Origin of the sequence: Saccharopolyspora sp. NFXS83 (genome assembly GCF_026241095.1) — a bacterium.
GTDB lineage: Bacteria > Actinomycetota > Actinomycetes > Mycobacteriales > Pseudonocardiaceae > Saccharopolyspora_C.
Map to the genome: position 1 here is coordinate 68897 of NZ_JAPFGB010000025.1, position 20789 is coordinate 89685.

At 70.1% G+C, this 20789-nt stretch carries 20 protein-coding genes; 12 read left to right on the forward strand and 8 right to left on the reverse strand.

Annotated features, from left to right (window positions below; all coding sequences use genetic code 11):
* The first annotated feature begins 107 nt into the window (after positions 1-107).
* Complete coding sequence (locus OOZ19_RS23465) at positions 108-1604, forward strand: glutamate-cysteine ligase family protein (RefSeq protein WP_266092315.1); 1497 nt, start codon at positions 108-110, stop codon at positions 1602-1604.
* Positions 1605-1741: 137 nt separating this feature from the next.
* A complete protein-coding gene (locus tag OOZ19_RS23470) occupies positions 1742-2371 on the forward strand; it encodes a superoxide dismutase (protein WP_266092316.1) in 630 nt (209 codons plus the stop codon).
* A 229-nt stretch (positions 2372-2600) separates the two neighbouring features.
* Here OOZ19_RS23470 and OOZ19_RS23475 read toward each other — a convergent pair whose 3' ends face one another.
* The 3 genes from OOZ19_RS23475 to OOZ19_RS23485 form a co-directional block, all read right to left on the reverse strand.
* Positions 2601-3824: an MFS transporter gene (locus OOZ19_RS23475; protein ID WP_266092317.1), complete on the reverse strand. Its 1224-nt coding sequence runs from the start codon at positions 3822-3824 to the stop codon at positions 2601-2603.
* A 136-nt stretch (positions 3825-3960) separates the two neighbouring features.
* Positions 3961-4347, reverse strand: coding sequence for a MarR family winged helix-turn-helix transcriptional regulator (locus OOZ19_RS23480; protein WP_266092335.1), 387 nt, complete (start codon positions 4345-4347; stop codon positions 3961-3963).
* A gap of 173 nt (positions 4348-4520) precedes the next feature.
* The gene (locus OOZ19_RS23485; RefSeq protein WP_266092318.1) at positions 4521-6008 is read right to left on the reverse strand and encodes an NCS2 family permease; all 1488 of its coding nucleotides are present in this window, start codon (positions 6006-6008) and stop codon (positions 4521-4523) included.
* Between the two features lie 173 nt (positions 6009-6181).
* Between OOZ19_RS23485 and OOZ19_RS23490 the strand changes: the two genes are divergently transcribed.
* From OOZ19_RS23490 to OOZ19_RS23510, 5 genes are all read left to right on the forward strand, one after another.
* Complete coding sequence (locus tag OOZ19_RS23490) at positions 6182-6487, forward strand: DUF2530 domain-containing protein (protein WP_323055173.1); 306 nt, start codon at positions 6182-6184, stop codon at positions 6485-6487.
* Between the two features lie 86 nt (positions 6488-6573).
* Positions 6574-7365 (forward strand): ESX secretion-associated protein EspG, encoded by a 792-nt coding sequence (locus OOZ19_RS23495; protein ID WP_266092319.1) that lies wholly within the window; start codon positions 6574-6576, stop codon positions 7363-7365.
* A gap of 150 nt (positions 7366-7515) precedes the next feature.
* Entirely contained in the window at positions 7516-7869 is a 354-nt protein-coding gene (locus tag OOZ19_RS23500) for a PE domain-containing protein (RefSeq protein WP_266092320.1), read from the forward strand.
* Between the two features lie 29 nt (positions 7870-7898).
* A complete protein-coding gene (locus OOZ19_RS23505) occupies positions 7899-8453 on the forward strand; it encodes a DUF3558 domain-containing protein (RefSeq protein ID WP_266092321.1) in 555 nt (184 codons plus the stop codon).
* A 41-nt stretch (positions 8454-8494) separates the two neighbouring features.
* The gene (locus tag OOZ19_RS23510; protein ID WP_266092322.1) at positions 8495-9751 is read left to right on the forward strand and encodes a PPE domain-containing protein; all 1257 of its coding nucleotides are present in this window, start codon (positions 8495-8497) and stop codon (positions 9749-9751) included.
* A gap of 72 nt (positions 9752-9823) precedes the next feature.
* On the opposite strand, the gene OOZ19_RS23515 is transcribed toward OOZ19_RS23510, so the two are convergent.
* From OOZ19_RS23515 to OOZ19_RS23525, 3 genes are all read right to left on the reverse strand, one after another.
* Entirely contained in the window at positions 9824-11152 is a 1329-nt protein-coding gene (locus OOZ19_RS23515; protein ID WP_266092323.1) for a hypothetical protein, read from the reverse strand.
* A gap of 122 nt (positions 11153-11274) precedes the next feature.
* On the reverse strand, positions 11275-11493 hold the full coding sequence (locus OOZ19_RS23520; RefSeq protein WP_266092324.1) for a hypothetical protein: 219 nt from the start codon (positions 11491-11493) through the stop codon (positions 11275-11277).
* A gap of 123 nt (positions 11494-11616) precedes the next feature.
* Positions 11617-11841 carry an HC3 family zinc finger protein gene (locus tag OOZ19_RS23525; RefSeq protein ID WP_266092325.1) on the reverse strand — a complete coding sequence of 75 codons (225 nt, stop codon included), beginning with the start codon at positions 11839-11841 and terminating at the stop codon, positions 11617-11619.
* A gap of 124 nt (positions 11842-11965) precedes the next feature.
* Between OOZ19_RS23525 and OOZ19_RS23530 the strand changes: the two genes are divergently transcribed.
* Positions 11966-12808, forward strand: a complete 843-nt coding sequence (locus tag OOZ19_RS23530; RefSeq protein WP_266092326.1) for a helix-turn-helix domain-containing protein — start codon at positions 11966-11968, stop codon at positions 12806-12808.
* A complete protein-coding gene (locus tag OOZ19_RS23535) occupies positions 12805-13137 on the forward strand; it encodes a DUF397 domain-containing protein (RefSeq protein ID WP_266092327.1) in 333 nt (110 codons plus the stop codon). The genes OOZ19_RS23530 and OOZ19_RS23535 overlap by 4 nt, the downstream gene beginning before the upstream one ends.
* Positions 13138-13189: 52 nt before the next feature.
* Here the strand turns inward: OOZ19_RS23535 and OOZ19_RS23540 are convergent, their stop codons facing one another.
* Together OOZ19_RS23540 and OOZ19_RS23545 are read right to left on the reverse strand one after the other, a co-directional pair.
* On the reverse strand, positions 13190-16168 hold the full coding sequence (locus OOZ19_RS23540; RefSeq protein WP_266092328.1) for a sacsin N-terminal ATP-binding-like domain-containing protein: 2979 nt from the start codon (positions 16166-16168) through the stop codon (positions 13190-13192).
* A complete protein-coding gene (locus tag OOZ19_RS23545; protein ID WP_266092337.1) occupies positions 16165-17031 on the reverse strand; it encodes a DUF3027 domain-containing protein in 867 nt (288 codons plus the stop codon). The genes OOZ19_RS23540 and OOZ19_RS23545 overlap by 4 nt, the downstream gene beginning before the upstream one ends.
* Positions 17032-17130: 99 nt before the next feature.
* On the opposite strand from OOZ19_RS23545, the gene OOZ19_RS23550 reads away from it, so the two are divergent.
* From OOZ19_RS23550 to OOZ19_RS23560, 3 genes are all read left to right on the forward strand, one after another.
* On the forward strand, positions 17131-17970 hold the full coding sequence (locus tag OOZ19_RS23550; RefSeq protein ID WP_416309488.1) for a glutaminyl-peptide cyclotransferase: 840 nt from the start codon (positions 17131-17133) through the stop codon (positions 17968-17970).
* Positions 17971-18191: 221 nt separating this feature from the next.
* The gene (locus tag OOZ19_RS23555) at positions 18192-19913 is read left to right on the forward strand and encodes an MFS transporter (RefSeq protein WP_266092329.1); all 1722 of its coding nucleotides are present in this window, start codon (positions 18192-18194) and stop codon (positions 19911-19913) included.
* A 9-nt stretch (positions 19914-19922) separates the two neighbouring features.
* A complete protein-coding gene (locus tag OOZ19_RS23560; RefSeq protein ID WP_266092330.1) occupies positions 19923-20402 on the forward strand; it encodes a DUF2771 family protein in 480 nt (159 codons plus the stop codon).
* Positions 20403-20789 lie beyond the last annotated feature (387 nt).

Genomic DNA, 20789 nt, shown 5'->3' on the forward strand with positions numbered 1-20789 from the left:
CGAGTGCCCGCTCGAACACCGTTTTGGACGCTGGTCCGCCGGGTACCGATGTGTCACGGTTGGTGTCCACCTAGCCGGCGTGCTGGCCGACCGAGCGGGGAGACGGCATGGGAAAGCACGTGACCAGTCGGGCTTTCACTCCTGTGGACCGGCAACGCTATCGAGACAAGATGCAGCGCGGTCTCGACGCGTTGGCCCGGATGCTCGCCGAGGGCAACTTCTCCTTCCCGCACCAGCAGATGGGGCTGGAAATGGAGCTGAGCCTCGTCGACGAGCGGATGGAGCCGTCGATGTCGAACTCGGTGGTGCTGGAGAAGATCAACGATCCCTCCTTCACCACCGAGTTGGGCCAGCACAACATCGAGCTCAACGTGCTGCCCCGCGCGCTCGCCGGGGACGGCGCGCTGGAGCTGGAGCGCGAGCTGCGCAAGGCGTTGCTGCGCGCGGACGGCAAGGCGCAGGACGCGAACGCGAAGCTGGTGCTGATCGGCACGCTGCCCACCTTGCAGCGCGGGCACTTCGACCCGGCCTGGCTCTCGCACAACCCGCGGTACTCGCAGCTCAACGAGCAGATCTTCACCGCCAAGGGCGAGGAGATGCTGCTGGACATGGAGGGCGCCCCGCTCGGCGACGGCGGCCCGGAACAGCTCCGGTGCTACGCGGACTCCATCGTTCCCGAATCCGCGTGCACATCAGTGCAACTACACCTGCAAGTGGCGCCCGAGGACTTCGCCGCGCACTGGAACGCCGCGCAATGCCTGGCCGGCGTGCAGCTGGCGATCGGCGCGAACTCCCCGTTCCTGCTCGGCAAAGCGCTCTGGCACGAGACGCGGGTGCCGTTGTTCCAGCAGGCCACCGACACCCGGCCGCAGGAGCTCAAGAACCAGGGCGTGCGCCCGCGGGTGTGGTTCGGGGAACGCTGGATCACCTCGATCTTCGACCTGTTCGAGGAGAACGTCCGCTACTTCCCCGCCCTGCTGCCGGAACCCGAGGAGGAGGACCCGGTGGCCGCGCTGCAGGCCGGGCGGGCACCGACGCTGGCGGAGCTGCGGCTGCACAACGGCACCATCTGGCGGTGGAACCGCCCGGTGTACGACCTGGTGGACGGCGTTCCGCACCTGCGGGTGGAGAACCGGGTGCTCCCGTCGGGACCGAGCGTGCCGGACGTGATGGCGAACGCCGCGTTCTTCTACGGCGTGCAGCGCGCGCTGACCGAACAGGACCGTCCAGTGTGGACTCAAATGTCGTTCGCCGCGGCGGAGGAGAACTTCTACACCGGTGCCCGGCACGGCATGGACTCGCACCTGTACTGGCCGGGGGCGGGCTGGATCACCCCCGATGAGCTGGTCCTGCGCCGCCTGCTGCCGATGGCGCACGAGGGCCTGCGGCTGTGCGGGGTGTCCGATGCCGCGCGGGAACGCACGCTCGGCATCATCGAAGCGCGCTGCCTGCGCAAGCAGACCGGCTCGTCGTGGCAGCGGGACGTGGTGGCGCGGCTGGAGCAGCGCGGCCACGACCGGCGGGCGGCGCTGACCGGGATGCTGCGGCGCTACGTGGAGCTCACCGACTCCGGCGAACCGGTGCACGGCTGGCCCGTGGAGTGAGGCGCGGAAACCCCTGTGCGCGGGCCTGAGGTCCCGGTGACTGAGATCAACCCCGCCCGGACTGCGGCGGCCGGACAGTTGCTACTAGATTGCCATTGCTAGGGACTGTCAGCGATACGCGCACAGGGAGACGCTCAATGGCTCAGTACGTGCTGCCCGAGTTGGATTACGACTACGCGGCGCTGGAGCCCGCGATCTCGGGTGAGATCAACGAGCTGCACCACAGCAAGCACCACGCGACTTACGTGAAGGGCGCCAACGACACGATCGAGAAGATCGCGGAGGCGCGGGACAAGGGCGACTTCGGGTCGATCGTGGGGTTGGAGACGACTCTGGCGTTCAACCTGGCGGGGCACTCGCTGCACTTGGTGTGGTGGAAGATCCTCTCGCCGAACGGGGGCGACAAGCCGACCGGTGAGCTGGCGGCGGCGATCGATCAGGACTTCGGTTCGTTCGACAAGTTCCGCGCTCAGATGGAGGCGGTGTCGACCACGATCCAGGGCAACGGCTGGGGCGTGCTGGCGTGGGACCCGGTGGGTCAGCGGTTGATCACGCAGCAGCTGCGCGACCACCACTCGAACCTGTCGATCGCCACGACGCCGCTGCTGGTGTTCGACATCTGGGAGCACGCGTACTACCTGCAGTACAAGAACGTGAAGGCGGACTACGTCAAGCAGCTGTGGAACGTCGTGAACTGGGACGAGGTCGGCAAGCGCTTCGCCGACGCTCGCGCGGGGTACAACGGCCTGCGTCTGCCCACCGCTTGATCCCGCCGCGCCGGACGACCGGCGCGATCGCGGACGCTCGACACTTCGGGGCCTTCCTGCGGGAAGGCCCCGAAGTGCTGTCCGGGGTGGTGCCGGAGCACCGCGCGTAGTGCTCCGGCGGACGCGGGTCCGAACGCGAGCGAACCCCGCCTCCCGGAGGAAGCGGGGTTCGCTCTGTTCCCGAACTGACTGCCGCTCCCACCACGAAGCGGACATGTATTAGGTTAGCCTAACCTCCCAGGCTCTGCAACCCCGATCTCCGCGCCCGCCACAGCAGCAGTCCGCAGCCCACCGCGGCCAGCAACGAGGCGAGCCCGCCCAGCAGCACCGGCGACCGCGGGCCCAGCACCTCCGCGAGCCAGCCCGAGGCCAGCCCGCCCAGCGGTTTCCCGCCCAGGAACAGCAGCATGTACAGGCCCATCACGCGCCCGCGCATCGACGGATCGACACCCAGCTGCACGGTCGAGTTCGCGCTGGTCGTGAACGTCATCACCGCCACCCCGACCGGGATCAGCATCACCGCGAACGACCAGTAGCCCGGCATCAGCGCGCCCACCGCCTCCAGCAGCCCGAACGCGGCGGCGCCGAGCACCATCAGCCGCAGCCGCGAACCAGCCTTGCCGCTGCGGCGAGCGGCGAGGGTGGCGCCGGACAGCGTCCCGACGGCGAGCATCGTGATCAGCAGCCCGTAGCCGTCGGCGTCGCGACCGAACACGTTGCGGGCGATGACCGCGAAGGTGCTCTCGAAGTTCATGCCGAAGGTGCCCACGCAGAACACCAGCACCATCACCGCGACCAGGTCGGGCCGCCGCCGCACGTAGCGCAGCCCGGCGCGCACCTGGCCGCGCTCCTTCGGCACCCGGTCCGGGCGGTGCAGCAGCGCCACGTCCATCAGCAGCAGCCCGCCCACCACGGCGGCGGAGCTGATGCCGTTGGCGAGGAACACCCAGCCGGTGCCGACGGCGGTGATGAGCACGCCCGCGATGGCGGGACCCACGATCCGCGCCAGGTTGAAGGTCATCGAGTTCAGCGCGACGGCATTGGTGAGCTGCGAAGGCCCCACCATCTCCACCACGAACGACTGGCGCACCGGGGCGTCGATCGCCGCGAACGCGCCGAGCACGGCGCACAACGCGTACACGTGCCAGAGCCGCACGACCCCGGAGACGTCGAGCAGGCCGAGCAGCAGCCCGCAGGCTCCCAGCGCGATCTGCGTCGCGATCAGCAGGCGCCGCTTGTCGAACCGGTCGGCCGCGGTGCCCGCCCACAGCGTGAGCAGCAGCGTCGGCAGGAACTGCAGCGCCACCGCCACGCCGAGCGCGCCGGCGCTGCCGCCGGAGAGCTCCAGCACCAGCCAGTCCTGCGCGGCCCGCTGCATCCAGGTGCCGGTGAGCGAGACGACCTGGCCGGAGGCGTAGTAGCGGTAGTTGCGCACCCGCAGCGAGCCGAACATGCCGCCGCTTCCGGAGCCCTCCCGGCCTGGCGGAGCGGCGATCCCGCCGGTGGTGGATGTGCGATTCGCACCGTCCGGGTCGTGCCCTGACGGGTGCAGCGATTCACCTGGCACCGCCGACGTGCTCAGCTCCCCTCTAGCGCTCCGAGATCCGTTCCATGATCTCGGCGGCGCGGCTCAGCGCCGCGCGTTCTTCCTTGGTCAGCTCGGCGAGCTGGATGTCGAGCCAGCGCTCCCGAGCGGAGATCTCCTCGTCGATGCGGGCCCGGCCCGCGTCGGTGAGGTCGACGACGGCCTGCCGCCCGTCGGTCGGGTGCGGAGTGCGCACCACCAGGCCGAGGCCTTCGAGGGCGGCGATGACCCTGGTCATCGAGGGCGGCTGCACGCCTTCCTTCGCGGCGAGCACACCCGGTGTCATGGCTCCGGCCTTGTGCAGGCAGGACAGCGCGGACAACTGGGAGAGCGTGACGACGGAGTCGGTGCTCTGCGCCCGCAACCTGCGGTTGAGTCGGACGGAGGCCATCCGCAGCCGAGTGGCCAGCGTGCGCTCACGTTCAGCGATCTCGGACACGTCGTTAGTCTACCAAACTATTTGACGACAAATCGGACGATCGACCCATGGTCGGGCGCGATGCGCGGAGCTTAGGGGACCCGACGTCCGACGATCACCCGAGGTGGCCGATTCGTACCCGATCGTCAGCCGGAGAACAGCGCGGAGACCGGGTCGGCGACGAAGTACAGCACGAACGCGGCCGACACGACCCACATCAGCGGGTGCACGGACCGCACCCGCCCCGTCGCCGACTGGATCAGCACGTAGCTGATGAAGCCGACTCCGATGCCGTTCGCGATGGAGTAGGTGAACGGCATGACCACGATCGTCAGGAACGCGGGCAGCGCGATGGTGAAGTCGGACAGGTCGATGTCGCGGATCTGGGCCAGCATCATCGCGCCCACCACGACCAGCGCGGGCGCGGCGGCTTCGACGGGGATCACGCTGTAGAGCGGGGTGAGGAACATGGCGGCGAGGAACAGCAGTCCGGTGACCACGTTCGCGAGCCCGGTGCGGGCGCCCTCCGCGATGCCGGAGGCCGATTCCACGAACACCGTGTTGGAGCTCGCCGAGCCGACACCGCCCGCGACGGCGCCGACGCCTTCGACGGCCAGCGCCTTGCCGATGCCGGGCAGGTTGCCCTTGCGGTCGGCGAGCCCGCCTTCCTTGCCGAGGCCGGTCATGGTGCCCATGGCGTCGAAGAAGTTCGCCAGGACCAGCGTGAACACCAGCATCGCCGCGGCCAGCGCGGGCAGCCGCGTCCACGCGCCGAAGGAGATGTCGCCGACGAGCGACAGGTCGGGGAAGCCGAAGATCTGCTCCGGCGGCGCCGGGTAACCGAGGTTCCAGCCCTGCGGGTCGGTGCCCTCCGAGGGTCCCGCGTGCACCAGGGCCTCCACGGCGATCGCGACCAGGGTGTTGACCACGATGGCGATCAGGATGCCGCCGCGCACCTTCCGCGCCACCAGGATCGAGGTGAGCACCAGGCCGAACGCGAACACCGCGGTGGGCCAGGACGCGATGGAACCGTCGATGCCCAGCCCGACGGGCACGGTGGTGTTCGCGGCGTCCGGCAACCGGCGCACGAACCCGGCGTCGACGAGGCCGACGAAGCTGATGAACAGGCCGATGCCGACCGCGATGGCCGCTTTCAGCTCGGGCGGCACGGCGTTGAACACGGCGGTGCGGAACCCGGTGGCGACGAGGATCAGGATGATGATGCCGTCGACGACGACCAGGCCCATCGCCTCCGGCCAGCTCACCTGCTGGGCGATGGTGACGGCCAGCAGCGTGTTGATGCCCAGCCCGGCGGCGATGGCGAACGGGTAGTTCGCGACGAGCCCGAACAGCAGTGTCATGACGCCCGCCACGAGCGCGGTGCTCGCCGCGACCTGCGGCACGGTGAGGATGTTCCCGAGCACGTCGCGCTTCGCCGTCGGCGAGTCCGCCGAGTAGCTGCCGAGGATCAGCGGGTTGAGCACGATGATGTAGGCGACGGTGACGAACGTGACGAGCCCGCCGCGCAGTTCCCGGCTCAGCGTCGAACCACGCTCGGTGATCTTGAAGTACCGGTCCAGCACACCGGTTCCGCCGCGAGCGGCCACCGGTTCCGATTCGTTCCCACTCGCCATGCGTGGATCTTCGAGACCGCGATCCGATCCCGCAACCGGCTGCGCGTCGGGTTTACCGGAACGTTCCCCCGGTTGCTCGGAGCCGCTGTCCGACCCGGTGCGCGGATCGTCCGGATTCCTGTCCGCCATCACTACCTCACCCTGCTGACGACTACCGGGGTAGCCTGCCCGACGTGGCCGAAGACAGCGCACGCACCCCCGCCTCACCAGCGACGACGACCGCCGAGGCGCCACGCACCGTGCCCGCGCTGCCACGCAGGCTGGCCCAGCCCACGCCGGTCGTGCTGGCGGGGACGGGGCTCTGGCTCGCGGGCCTCGTGCTGTTCGCCGTCACCGCCCCCGGCGGCTTCGAGTTCTGGACCTGCGTGGCCGGGTTCGTCCTGGGCCTGACCGGCTACGGGGTGTTCCGCTGGCAGCGCAACGCGTCGCGCCGCGGCTCCCGAGGGGCGTGGAAGGGTTTGTCCGGTCTGGACGGATAGTGCGATAGGGGAAACCCCTCCTCCGGTGCTGGGCCGTTCGCTAGTCTGCTGCTCGCGAAGTACCGACAACTGGGGGAGTACACGCCGTGCCGTCGAAGCTTGATGTCGACCGCCTGGAATTCGTCATCCTCGCGGGCTGGGCAGGTCTGAAGCGGTTACCGCCGGTCGTCCAGTACAGCCATTACGGGACGCCCGTCCAGGACATGGACAACGAGTTGGAAGCAGCGGACGCGCGATGCCGCCAGCGGGGGCTGGTCAATCGCGCGAACCAGGTCAGCGACGAGGTGTGGGACCTGCTCGCGGTCTACCCCAGCACCGCCATCGAATACGACCTGCGATTCTCCGCGCAGAAAGGCACCGAGCTGCGGGCCGCCGTATCGCAATCCGGGCAGGTCGCCGTCCGGACCGTCATGCACGGCGACCGCTACGTCCTGGAACGCGTCCGCGTCGAAGACGCCGTGCCCGCGCTGATCTCGGTGCTGCCCGAGCACCCGCCGGTGAAGATGAAGCCGGTCAACATCGACCTCGCCGAGATGCGCGCCGTGATGGCCGACGTGGAGAAGAAAGGCCTCACCGACCCGCGCGCCATCGAACAGGGATTGCGCAGCCGCGGCGTCGACGTGACGAGCTTCCGGAAGGCCACCGAACTGCTCGACGGCACCAAGCTCGGCGCGGGCCAGATCGGTGTCACCGCGTGGAACGCGCAGCGCAAGGAGTTCCGCGGCGACCACACCGTGCAGGTCGTCGACGTCGAAGGCGGCCGGGTGTCCATCTACAACTCCGGCAACCAGCGCATGGTCGCCGGAGCCGACATCGGCACCTTCCGCCGCGTCCTCGGCGACCTCACCACCGCCGCGCAACGCCGCTCCGTCTGGTGATCTTCCGCGCGCTGGGCCGAACGCGTGATCCGGGCCCGCGCGCGGGAACGAGATGCGGCGTTGTGACGTCGTATCGGTGCACTGCACAGGCGTGATCTGGCAAGCTGAGGCCCGATCACGGATCAACGTGACACTAGGGGGTAAGACCACATGGCCACCATCAACACGACTGTGAACAACGGGGGCACCTCTTCGGGGGCGTCGTTCTCCGTCGACACGGACGCCATTCCGGGGATGATCGCGAAATACGAGGATGCTCGGGAACAACTGGGGGAGATCCTCAACTTGACGAGGCGTTCGGGGATGCTCAAACCGCCCGGCAATGACGAGGTCAGCAAGGCCGCAGCCAAGGCGATCGGTGATCTCATGGGAGGAAGCGACCAAGGGATCACCAAAGTCGTCACCGACGCCAGGGAACACCTTCAGGAGCAGATCGATCAGCTAAAGGCTGCCCAGAAGGACTACCGATCTGCCGATGAAGCGGCTACGCCAACTCAATCGTAAGGAATATTTCTGTGCTACGACGCGCCAGCGTGATCACCGCCTCCCTCCTCACGCTCACCGCAGCCTCCGCGTGCTCCGTAGGAGAAAGCGGAGGTGGCCAGCAACCCGCGCCGCCCGCGTCGGAAGCGGTCGACCCCGCGCTGAAGGTAAAAAACCCCAAGAATCTTGCTGGCATCTCCGACTCCTGCCAGTTGCTCACCTCCGAGCAACTTTCCGCACTCGGCGCAAGCGGCTCGGAGTTGAAGCCCTCCATCAACGATCAATACAAAGAGCCCACGTGCAACATCTCCAACGACGCCTTCGACATCACCGTTGACATCAACACGAAGAACGGTGGAATGACGGCAGCCAACGCGCGAAAGGACAACTTCGACAACTTCGCCCCGACCGAAGTGTCCGGCTACCCTGCCGCTCAGATCAACGCTGACAGCAGCGTGTGCACAGTGGCCGCCGGTATCGCCGATGACCAGTCCATCGAAGTTTTCTACGCGAAGAACGCAGGTGGCACGCCCGAGATGGACGACGCTTGCGGGTACGCCAAGAAGATCACCACCGAAGTGATCAAGAACATCCCGAGCGCATGATCTCCTGCGCCGGTTGACCATCGAACACTGGGGAGACTTCAATGCCCGTTCCTCTTATAGCCGCCGGCGCGGTCGTCGTCGGCGGTGCGGTGCTCGGCCCATCGGACAGCGGCAGCCTTGACGACATCATGCAGAAGGTGGGTTTCAACCACCCCGAGAAGTACAAGCAGATCCACGAAGGCGCCGGTCACGAAGAGATGACCAAGGCTGCCGAGGACCTGAAAGGCGCGATCCAGACCCACTTCGGGAAAGCGCAAGAGCTACTCGAAACGGCGAACCGCGATGCGAACGTCGCTTGGGAGGGCAAGGCCGCCGAGCAGTTCGGGAACTCGACGAAGCCGATGACGAGCTTCCTGACCAACGCGCAGTCCACGTCTCAGGCCGCCGGTGACTCGGTCGACCGGCAAGTGGACGGCTTCCTCACGGTCCGGAACTCGATGCCGGAACCGAAGAAGGTCGATGCCACCGACAGCCTGGCCGAAAAGGGCGGAGCCTGGCTCGTCGGCGGTGAAACGGATCTGCAGCAGCAGGAGCGGGAGGCGACCGAAGCCGCGCAAGCCGCGAAGCAGACCTACTCGACCTACGACAACACGATCCGCCCCGAGGTTCAGAACCCGCCGCGGTTCGATCCGCCGCCGAACCAGAGCGGGGATCAGGGGCAGAGCTCCTTCGACCGCAGTGGCGCCATCAACTCGCCGATGGGTGTCGGATCGGGCGGTAGTCCTGGTGCCGGTGGTGGTTCCGGTGGGATCGGCGGCGTTGGCAGCGGTTCAGGGTTCGGCTCTGGTGGCTCGAACTTCCCGGACACGCCTTCTGGCAGCGGCTCGTCGTGGGCTCCTGGTGGCGGTTCGACGATGCCCGCTCCCGCTCCGGCTCCGGGTGCGATCGGTGCGGGCGGCGGTGCTGGCGCCGGTGGCGGTGCCGGGCTCGGGATGATGCCTGGCGGCATGGGCGCGGGCGGCGCGGGTGCCGGTGCGGGCGGTCGCGCCGGTGCGGGCGGCATGGGTGCCGGTGGTCGCGCCGGCGCCGGTGCGGGTGCCGCGAACCAGCCTGGTGCCGGTGGCCGTTCGGGCGTCGGGACTCCGGGCGGCGGCATGGCCGGTGCCGGTGGCGCCGGCGCGAAGGGCGCCGGGGCCGGTGGTCGTGGCGGCATGGGCATGGGCGGCGGCGCTGGTGCCGGTCGCGGTGGCCAGGGCGGCGAGGACGACGAGCACGAGCACCCGAGCTGGCTCGAGGAGCAGGACGACGTCTGGCTCAACGACATGCCGCGCACCGCTCCCCCGGTCTTCGGGGAGTGAGCTAGCGCAGCAGTGAGCTGACAGGTCGGCCGCGCACCGGATTCCGGTGCGCGGCCGATTCTTCTCCGGTGGTCAGCCCAGGTTGCGGATGACTTCCCGCGCGGCCGGTTCCAGCATCCGCGCCACTTCCTGCGGATCCTGCGACGCGCTCGAACTTCCCAAGGTGACCGTTGTCCTCCCCGACTGGAATTCCAGCCGCCAGTCGCCGTTGAGGTCGGTCAGGCAGGTCGTGCCGTCACCGATCTGAACCTCGGTCCGGACCGGCGGTTTTCCGAGGATGGGGTGGTCGCACTTGTTGGCGACGTACTTCCGGCCGACCTCGACGTCTTCCCAGTTCATGAAGTCCGCGCTGATGCTGTCGGGGTCCGGGCCGAAGATGTCGCCGTCCACGGCGGCGGTGCGGGTGCAGCCGGTGTCGACTCGATATCCGTCGGCCTCAGCCATGCGCAGCTCTCCGGGCAAGTAGTAGTCGCGCACCCAGTTGCTCGCCTGGACCGGGAAGGACGCTTCCAGCGCGGCCCCGTTCAACACGTCGCAGGGGTTCGGAGTGTCCGCATAACGACCGGTGTAGCTGATGTCCAGCGCCGCCGGGCCCGCCGCGAGACCGTCCACGATGCGGGTGGTCAACTCCCCGACCACCTGGTCCACGGGACGGCCGCCGTATTCGGGGTCGCTCAAGGTGATCAGCACGTCGACTGCCACGTCAGGCCGTGCGACGGTCGCACGCCAGCCGCCCCGCTGATCCGGGTCCTGCCAGTAGCCGACCTGAAATCCACGGTCGGTGCTGGTGCTGACTGGAACGTCCTGGCTCGCGGGGCTTTCGGCGACCAGTTCCAGTTCGGTCTCGGAGGAACGCGGCTGCTGGTAGACCTTCAGCGAGACCAGATCCGTGGGACTGGCGGTCGAATCGATCAAGTAGTCGCAGCCGCTCATCTCGCTGTCCTCGATCGCACGCTCCGGGAGCTCGTCGTCCTTGGCGTAGGAGTGTTCGAGCTGGCGGTCCAGCGCGAGCTTCAGACCGATCTGTTCGAGGACGGCCGGAGGAACGGTCGCGCAAGCGTCGTACGCGGGCGTCGCCCCGTACCGCGCCGCAGGCCCGCCCGGGGTCAGCTGGAGGAACCGCTCACCGCCCCGCTCCTCCCCTGCCGCCTCCGTACCGCCTCCACCGCGGAAGGCGAACATGCCCAACCCGAGCAGCAGCACCAGGACCGCGCCTGCGGCGACTGAGATGATCAGCGGCGCTTTGCTCGTGCGGCGGGGTTGTTGCGCGGAGGGCGGGGGCTGTTGCTGCCAGTTCTGCTGCTGCCAGCTCGGCGGCGATTGCGGGCCGGGTGGCGGCCAGCCGTTCTGCGGCGGGCCGGGTAGCGGCCGGTTCCCGTTCGGCGGGTGAGGCGGTGTCATCTCGCGGGGTCCGATTCTCCGATGTGGCGATCGTCGATCAGCTCAGCACGCGGCGAGGCTCTGCCGAGGGCGAATGCCCGATTTCGCGGGCATTCGCCCTCGGGACGGTTCGCTATTAACACTCATTCGTCACTCGGGAACGGGACGATGCGGTGATCACCACTGCGGGCTTCGGCGGAGCAGACCGAGCAGGTCGGGCGGTCGTCGCGGGGAACGACGTCGGCCGGGTCGGCCATCACTCCGCACAAGCCGACGGCTTGGACCACGCCGACCGGGATCACGTGGTTCTGGTAGCCGAAGGCCGCCCAGCAACCTTCGGGCTGTTCGATCTCTGCTGCCATCCGGGGATCTCCTCGAGTTGAGAGGGTGGCCGAGCGGGAGGGGAGGTGGACCCGCCCGGCCACCCGAACGGACCGGCGTGGAGTCGGGGGTCACCACGACCGGGCCGCGTCAGGGGTCCGCGCTCAGCGCGGACGGTTCGCCAGCTCGCGCCAGCAGTCCATGCAGGTCGCTTCCTGGATCCACGCGAGCTCGTCGGCGATGCGCTGCAACTCGTCGGTGCTCACCACGACGCCGCACAGCGCCTTCACGAGCTCACCCGGTTCGGAGCTGCGCGCGGCCAGGTCGAAGGCGTGCCGACCACCGCCCACCGGCTGCCACAGCCCCACCTTCGCCCCGTTCGCCAACATGTCCGCTCCTTCCCGTTGGATCTTCCGATGCGATCAACGTAAGTCTGTTACAGAATCTGCAAGTCTTGCAAGATCCACGATTGGGGGAATCGGACAGTGAGTTGAGCTCACATAAGCTGTGCAAGTGTCGAACACGTCCAGAGCCAGAGCGCTCGCCAAAGAGCTTCGGGCAGCGCGACAAGATGTCGGCCTGTCGATGAAACTCGTCGGTCAGCAGCTCGGTTGGTCCGAAGCGAAGGTCAGTCGCGTCGAGAACGCCAAACAGGGCATCAAGGAAGCGGACGTGTCCGCGATGCTCGCCGTCCTGCGGGTCACCGGAGTCGACCGGGAACGGCTGCTCAAGATGGCGCGGGAAATCGATCAACCGGCTTGGTGGGAGCTCGGGCGCTCACTGCCTGAACAGCTGACCGCGCTGATCGACGCCGAACAGCGGGCCGTCCGCATCACCGACGTAACGCTCAACCTGGTGCCGGGGCTGCTCCAAACGCGTGCTTACACGCGCGCAGTCATGGAATCCAGCGGTATGTCAGCGGATGAGGCCGACGCGCTGATCTCGGTACGCCAAGTTCGCCAAGGAATCTTGAGCAGCAGCGATCCGACCACGTTGCGCTGCTTGATCGACGAATCAGCCCTGATTCGCCCGATAGGTGGGCCACGAGTGATGGCTGAACAACTTCGGAGAATCGTCGCTGCGGGCCGAGAGCCGAACATCTCCGTTCAAGTTCTCCCACTCGAACTCGGCGCGCACGCGGGCTTGGCGGGCACCTTCGTCCTGCTGGAGTTCGTCAAGTCGCGCGACGTGATCTACCTGGAAGCCCGAAGTTCCGGTGCGTTCATCGACGAACCGGATGACGTCGCGTTGTTCACCGATGCCGTCGCCAGAGTCGAACAGCTGGCCTTCTCGCCAACCGGCTCAGCCGAGATACTTGCGAAGTACATACACAAGTACGAGAGCGAGGCGACATGACTGCCGGGTTAGTCGATTGGCGGACGTCCAGCTACAGCGGCCCCCAGGGCAACTGCGTGGAGGTCGGCTGGCGCAAGTCGAGCTACTCGGCGGCGAACGGTAGCTGCCTCGAAGTGAACTTCCGGAAGTCGACCCGAAGTGCAGGACAGGGCAACTGCGTGGAAGTCGGCTTCAAGAAGTCCAGCTACAGCGGGCAGGCTGGGAGCTGCGTCGAGGTCGGCGGCTCTCCCGAGGTCGTCGGCGTGCGGGACACCAAGGATCGGGACGGCGGGATGTTGGTGTTTGAGCGCCAAGCATGGCGCCGCTTCATCCGCTCGCTACGAGGCTGAAGCGAGCGGACCGTTCGTCCAACGGGGTTGGGCGAACGGTCCGCTCACCACGTCAGCGCAGCAGCGTGACCGCTTCCGGGTCCGCCAGCAGAGCCGCCAGGGCGAAGCGGGTGTCCCAGGTGCCCGCCGCCCAGGCGAGGGCGCGGGCGAGGCCGTCGGGGGTGCGTTCGGCGTGCACGGCGCCCGCTTCGTCGACCCACCAGTGCACGCGCTGCTCCCCGGAGCGAGTGCTCACGCGGAGACCGTCGTGCAGGGTGACTTCGCCGCGCGGGACGGCGATTCCCAGCAGTTCGCAGGATCCGGGGACCCGGCCGACTTCGGCCCACTTCTGGGCGCGGCCCTCCCCCAGCACCCGCATGGTGCTCTCCTCGGAGGCAAGCGGGAGGTCGAGCAGTTCCGCGAGGGCTTCGGCGTCGAACTGGTCGGGGCCTCCGCCCGCGATGACCAGGGGCGCTTCGAGCACTCCCAGCATCCACGGTTCGTCGAGCACCACGGCCCGTTCGGCGCTGACGACGGCTCCGGAGATGGACCGCACCGACTCGGGCGGGCCGGTGAATCCGGGGCTGATCACGCCGTCGGCGACCGCGTTCGCGAGTTCCCGGTGGGCGCGCAGCGCCGTGCCGGCGCGGACGGCGCGGTCGGGGTCTCCGAGCCTGGCGACCAGGTCCGCCGCGTCGTCGGGGTCGTCGACGCGCAGTTCGCCGCGCACGCCCGCGAGCCGCAGCTGCGGTTCGCTCAAGCCGACGTCGGGCACCGGGTCGTAGATCCCGGCGATCTCCTCCGCGCCCGGCAGCCGCCAGGAACGCGGCGGGTGCCCGGCGAGCAGCGCGAAGCGCGACAGCCACCACGCCGGGTGGCCGTGCGGGTCGTCGAGCGCCTGCGCGATGCCGGTGGAGGCGCTGAGCAAGCGGATCGCCGCGGGCCACGCCTCGTCGGCGACCAGGTCGAGATCGCGCACGGCGGTGAACCGGGCCGGCGGCCAGGCGCCGTCTGCGGCGAGTTCCTGCTCGCGCCACCACTGCTCGCTGTCGGCGAACCGGTCGTCGGGGTCGACGGGGTCGTCCTCGACGTGCAGGGCGAAACCGTCGAGCACCCCGATGGAGCGCAGCAGATCACGCGGCCAGCGGGCGGCGAACGCCGCGTCCAGCACGCCGAGCGACGCGTCGGGGCCGATCTCGTCCGGGTCGAGCACGGACAGCAGCGCGGCATCGGGCAGCAGCAGCTCGTCCGCGCGGCGCATCTCGCCGTCGCGGTCCGGCAGCGCCAGCGCGCTCAGCCAGTCGTGCGCGTGGGAATCGCGCACCAGACCGAGCACCGACTCCGTCAGCGGGAGCACGTCCGCCCCGGCCTGGGCGTCGGCGACGCTGCCGCGGACCGCCTCCGCCAACGGCGGGGCGTCCAGCAGCTCCGCCGGTCCCGCGCGGTGCGCGCCCAGCTGCTCCAGCAGCGGGTGCGCCGCGTCGGGATGCGCGATGCGCAGGCCTGAGATGTCCAGCGTGGACAGCACCGCGGCGGGGCCGGAATCGCCGTCGCCGTCGGCGAGCAGCACGTCGCGGACGCCGGTGATGGTGCGGCCGTCGGCCAGCGGCACCGGCAGCGCCGCGAACTCCTCGCGGGCGCGCAGGTCGGTGCGCTGGATCGGCGCCAGCGCGTCGTACAACCGGTGCCACCACGAGGCCGGGCGCTCCAGCCCGGACACCGCCTGCACCAGATCCGCCGAACCGAGCCGCCGCACCTCCAGCGTGCTCAGCGCGCGCCGCTGCCGGGCATCCGACAGGTCCGCGGCCAGCAGGCCGGGCACCACGTCCGCCAGCAACGACACCAGTTCCGGCGAGTAGTAGTCGAGCACCGCCGCGCCGTGCGGGGCGACGGAACCGCCCGCGCCGCCGGGCAGCCACTCCGTCACGCGCAACCGGTCCAGCACGCCCTGCCGCAGCTTCCCGTCAACATCGGACAGCGGGAAGCCGGGCAGCGGGACCAGTGCGGTGCGGTGCTCCGCCGAGACCTTCGCGACCAGGTCCGGGTAACTCTCGGCGGCGAACGTCAGCACCGAATCGACCGCGGGGGAACTCGTCACCCGGCGGCGGTCCGCCTCCACCGGCAGGCCCGCCAGCAGCCGCGCGGGCAGCGACAACCGCTCCTCGGTGGGAGTCGGGGCGTGCAGGATGTCCTCGGCCAGCGGGATCGGCACGTCGTCGGGGTCCAGCGGCACCGCCCAGCACGCCCACCACTCGGCGCCCTGGCGCGCCTCGGATCCCAGGCCTTCCAGGGCGAACTCGCCCAAGCGGCCGGAAACCCGGTGCAGCAGCCAGCGATCGCTGCGGTGCGGGCCGTGCACGACGGACCGCGACGCGCCCTGGTCCTCCCGGCGCCACGACTGCGCGCCCACCCGGATCTCGCGCAGCGCGGGCAGCGCCAGCAGCAGGTCCGACGCGTGCTCGGCGAAACCCGCCAGCAGCGCGTCACCGTCCACATCGGACAGAACGGGGAGTCGGACCTCCGTGCTGAAGCCCTCCGGCGGGGTCTCCTCGGCGGGCCACGCCAAGCGCAGCACCGGGACGCCGCCCTCGCGGGACTCGATCTCCTTCGCCGGGCCGGGAAGTTCCGCGGCCTCCGCGCGGGTGCGCTCCGCGGAGAACTCCACGGCACCCGACGTCGACACCACTCGCGGACGATCCGTGACCGCCAGCACCGCGGAGAAGCCCACGCCGAACCGGCCGACCGTGGCGCCGTCGCGCTTCGCCGAAGCGCGCAGCGAGGCCAACGCCTCCACGCCCTCCGCGGTCAGCGGCGCACCGGTGTTCGCGAGCCGCAGCTCACCGTCCTCGAACCCGACCCGCAGCACCCCGTCCGCACCGGCGGCGTCCGCGGCGTTCTGCGCGAGCTCCACCAGCAACCGGTCGCGGTACCCGCCGAGGCGCAGGTCCTCCTCGGCGTTCGCGTCCTCCCGGAACCTCGTCGGCGAGGACTCCCAGGACTGAAGTACGGCCCGCCGCAGCTCGGCCGTCCCGAACACGTCGTTCGCGGTCACCCGCGCGACTCGAAGTCCAGCGTGGTGTCGTCGTAGACGACCTCGGCGATCGGCACCGTCGACGAGGTGTCCACCTCGGCCTCCGAGTGCGCGCCGCAGCCGAACTCCACGTGCACCACCCGGCCGTCGGCCGGGGCGATCTCGTTGCCGCACACGCCGAACGCGGCCTGCATCGACCCCGCCAGCGGCAGGAAGAAACCGCACGTGCCGCACGCGCCGGGGGCGAGCTTCGCGATGTCGCTGCCCGGACCGAAGTCGCCGCCGTGCCAGCGCTCCGCTGCCGCGACCCGGCCCTCGAAGCTCAGCACCCGCTTGCGGCCCAGACCGACCTCGTACGCCACCGACTCCACGGTCGGGTCATCGGAGAGGTAGCCGGGCGCCAGCCGCGGATCGTCCGGGGCGCTGGGCAGCAGATCGCCCGCGCCGAGATCACCCGCTCGCACCCGCTCGTTCCACGGCACCCACGCGGGAGCCGTCAACGCGTCCTGTCCGGGCAGCAGCACGACCTCGCTGACCGTGACGGGTTCACCCGGACCGGCGATGGCGACCGTCACCGCCCAGCGCCAGCCGACGTAACCCGGGTAGTTCGACTCGAAGTAGTGCGTGGCCGCGTCCGGGCCTTCCGGTTCAACACCGGCGTGCGCCCCGACCGGGGCGTCGTCGGAATCCACCGTCAGCACCGGTGAACCGCTCGGATCGGTCGCGGGACCGGCCTCGCCCTCCGCTGCGGCGCGGGCCGTGTCGACGGCCGCGGCCAGCGTCGGGTCGAGCCGGGCCGGTTCAGGCTGGGTCCCCGTGGACTCGCCGCTCGGCTCCCCAGGAACTCCGAGCGGAGCGTCCGGGTCGGTGGTCGGAGCAGGCATAGGCGTCACGTGCTCGATTGTGCCGTACGGGGTCGGTGCGGTCGCCGCCCGTGTCAGGCTTTCGGGGTGCGAACCGGAGATCTCCCCAGGAGAACTGTGCTGGGCAACCGTCTGTCCACAGGCGTGATCATCGCGAGCCTGCTGGGCGGCCTGGGGTTGGCTGCGTGCGCGACGGACGTACCAACCCAGCACGAGGGCCAGGACGACCGCGAGCACACCGATCAGAGCATTGGGCACGCGCGCAGCGTGCCACACCTTCGAGCGATGGTGACCCGCGTGCTCCCGCACGACCGCTCCTCGTTCACCCAGGGCCTCGAACTGTCCGGCGGGACGCTCTACGAGGGCACCGGTCAGTACGGGCGTTCGGCGCTCCGGGCGCTGGACCCGGACACCGGCCGCGTGCTGGGGGAGCAACGTCTCCCCTCGGAGCTCTTCGGCGAGGGCATCACCGTCGTCGGAGACCGTATCTGGCAGATCACCTGGCAGGAAGGGGTTGCGCTGGAACGTGATCGGGAGAGCCTGCGGGAACTGCGCCGAGTGGACTACGACGGCGAGGGCTGGGGACTCTGCCACGACGGGACGCGGCTGATCATGAGCGACGGCGGCTCGCGGCTCACGTTCCGCGACCCGGCCACGTTCGCCCCGACCGGCTCGGTCGACGTCACCCTCGAAGGGCGGCCGGTGCCGGAGCTCAACGAGCTCGAATGCGTCGGCGGGCAGGTGTGGGCGAACGTGTGGGGAAGCGAGCGGCTCGTGCGCATCGACCCGGCGTCCGGTCGGGTCGGCGCGGTGGTGGACGCTTCGGGGCTGCTGCCGTGGACCGAGCGGTCCGGGACGGACGTGCTCAACGGCATCGCCGCCGTGCCCGGCACCGACGAATTCCTGCTCACCGGCAAGTTGTGGCCGCACGCGTACCGGGTGCGCTTCACACCCGAGTGATCGGTCCACACCAATCGCCGGACTTCTCCACACCCTCGTTCCGGTGGGGACGTGACGACGCCTCAGCTGTGGAGAACTCGCGTGATCACGGAGGTTGTCCACAGGGCGGGGTTCGCTGTGGACAACTCCGGTCGGCGTGTCGGACGCCGCGCTCTCCACCGGTGGGCTGAGCAGCGCAGCAACGGGCGCGATCGAGGTTTCGCCTAGGGCAGGATGAGCACATGGGGCTCCGACGCAACGGGCACGCCGACGAGGAACCGGCCGGACGGCCCGGCTGGGGAGCCGGACGCCGCGGCAGGCGCGCCCGGATCCCGCACGACTTCGGCGTCGAGCGGCCACGCGACGGACGGGCGGACGATCACGCGGACGCTCTTCGCCGCCCGGCCGGCGCTGCGGGCACCGGAACCTCGGCTCGCCCCGGCGAGCCCGGCCCCCCGGCCGACGACGAGCCGAGCGGCACCGGACGTGCCGCGAGCGCCGAGCACACCGGCACCACCGAGCACGCGGTGCGCGACGAGCCCCGCGAGCGGACCTCCGAGGACTCCGCGCCGCGCGACCACCCCGAGGACACCGGCTCCGCCCGCGGCCGGTGGGACTCCCCCGCCCCGCCGCGCAAGCTCACCATCACGCGCGTCGCCGCTTGGCGCGGACGCGAGCTGACCCGGCGGGCGATGCGGCTGTTCTTCTCCGCCGCGCACGCCGACGGCGCCGCCGAATCCGGCCTCGCCCGCTTCACCTACGCCGTGATGCTGAACTACGCGGTCGACGCCGCGATGGCGGTGGCGCTCGCCAACACGCTGTTCTTCTCCGCCGCCACCGGCGAGAGCAAGGACAAGGTGGCGCTGTACCTGCTGATCACCGTGGCCCCGTTCGCCGTGATCGCCCCGGTGATCGGACCAGCGCTGGACCGGCTGCGCCAGGGCAGGCGCACCGCGCTCGCGGTGTCCTTCGGCGTGCGCGTGCTGCTGGCGGTCGTGATGGCGCTGAACTTCGACGGCTGGCTGCTGTACCCGGCGGCGCTGGGCTGCATGGTGCTGTCCAAATCGTTCGGCGTGCTCAAGGCGGCGATGACGCCTCGGGTGCTGCCGCGGGCGATCAACCTGACCACGGCGAACTCGCGGCTCACCACGTTCGGCCTGGCCGCCGGAGGCGTCTTCGGCGCCGCGGCCTCCGGATTCGCGTGGCTGCTGGGGTCGCCGGGGGCGCTGTGGTTCATGGCTGCCCTCGCCGCGTTCGGCGCCTGGCTGTGCCTGCGCGTCACGCCTCAGGTGGAGAGCTCGGCGGGTGAGCGGGACGTGGCCGGGAAGCGCAAGCGCGCCCCGCTGAGCCCGCACGTGGTCGTCGCGATGTGGGGCAACGGCGGCATCCGGGTGCTCACCGGGTTCCTGACCCTGTTCGCCGCGTTCGTGATCAAGGAAGGCGCCCGGCAGGACCCGTTCCTGCAGCTGGTGCTGCTCGGCGCGGTCGGCGGCGCGGCCGGGCTGGGCAGCTTCATCGGCAACGCCGCCGGTGCCCGGATGCGGTTCAGCGCCCCGGACCGGCTGATCGTGAGCTGCCTGGGCGCCGCGCTCGCGATCACGGTGTGCGCGGCGGTGCTGGCGGGCGTGCCGGTGGCGGTCGCGGTCGGCCTCGTCGGGGCGACGGCGAGCGCGCTGGCCAAGGTGTGCCTGGACGCGGTGGTGCAGCGCGACGTGGCCGAGCGGGCGCGGGCCTCCGCCTTCGGCCGCTCCGAGACGATCTTGCAGCTGAGCTGGGTGTTCGGCGGCGCGCTCGGCGTGCTGCTGCCGCCGGTGTGGTGGATCGGGTTCACCGCGACCGCCGCGATCCTCGCGCTCGTGCTCACCCAGACGATCATCGTGGGGCGCGGCGGCAGCCTCGTTCCGCGACCGCGCCGCGGCCACACCCCCCGACCGGGCACCGAACGGGTTCCGGCCGGGCCGTAGGCTCACGGTGTGCATCGTGGACTGAAGTCGCTGCTGCTCGCGGCTCCGCTGGGCATCGCCGCGCTGGCCGGATGCTCGGCGCCGGCCGACCCGCAGGTCACCTTCTACTCGCATGGCGACGCGGTCGAGGTCGCCCCCGCCCGGTTCTGCGACGCGACGGGCGAGCAGTGCTCCCCGCCGCCCGCCGACCCCGTGGGCGAACTGCGCGTGCCCGAGAGGGCACCGCTGCAGATCTCGGTGCCCGGCGACGTGGCCGCAACGCCGTGGCAGGTCGCCTACATCTACCGCGGCGCCAACGGCGAGGAGATCGACGGCCGCACCCCCGTGTTCACCCCGGACACGCGGCACTCCTACACCCTGCGCGTCCCCGAGGACGGCACCCGCCTGGAACACGTCGAAGTCCAGCAGTACTCGGCCGTCCTCACCGCGGGCGCCGAAGGCGGAGTCGACTTCGGCATCTCCGGAACCTGGGTCCTGGACCCCCGCTGAGCAGCCAAGAAGACCGCAGACCACCTGCGCGCCCAACGACGCCGCGCCCACCCCGCGCCCAAAGGCCGTGCAGCAAGCAGCGAAGCCGCAAGGACGCGACGCCCACCTGCCTCACGCCGAAGCCGTGCTCTGCGGCGAAGCCGCGCAGTAAGCGGCGAAGCCGCGCCTGCCTCGCGGCCGAAGGCCGTGCAGTAGACGGCGAAGCCGCGCCTCGCGGCCGAAGGCCGTGCAGTAGACGGCGAAGCCACGCCTGCCTCGCGGCCGAAGGCCGTGCCTGGATGCGCGCCAGCGCATAGCCCACGTCGAAAAGCGCCCACCCGCGGGTTCTCAGCGGCTTCCTCGCGAGGACAGCTTTTTCCCTCGTGGCGGAGCCACTCGGGAAAAAGA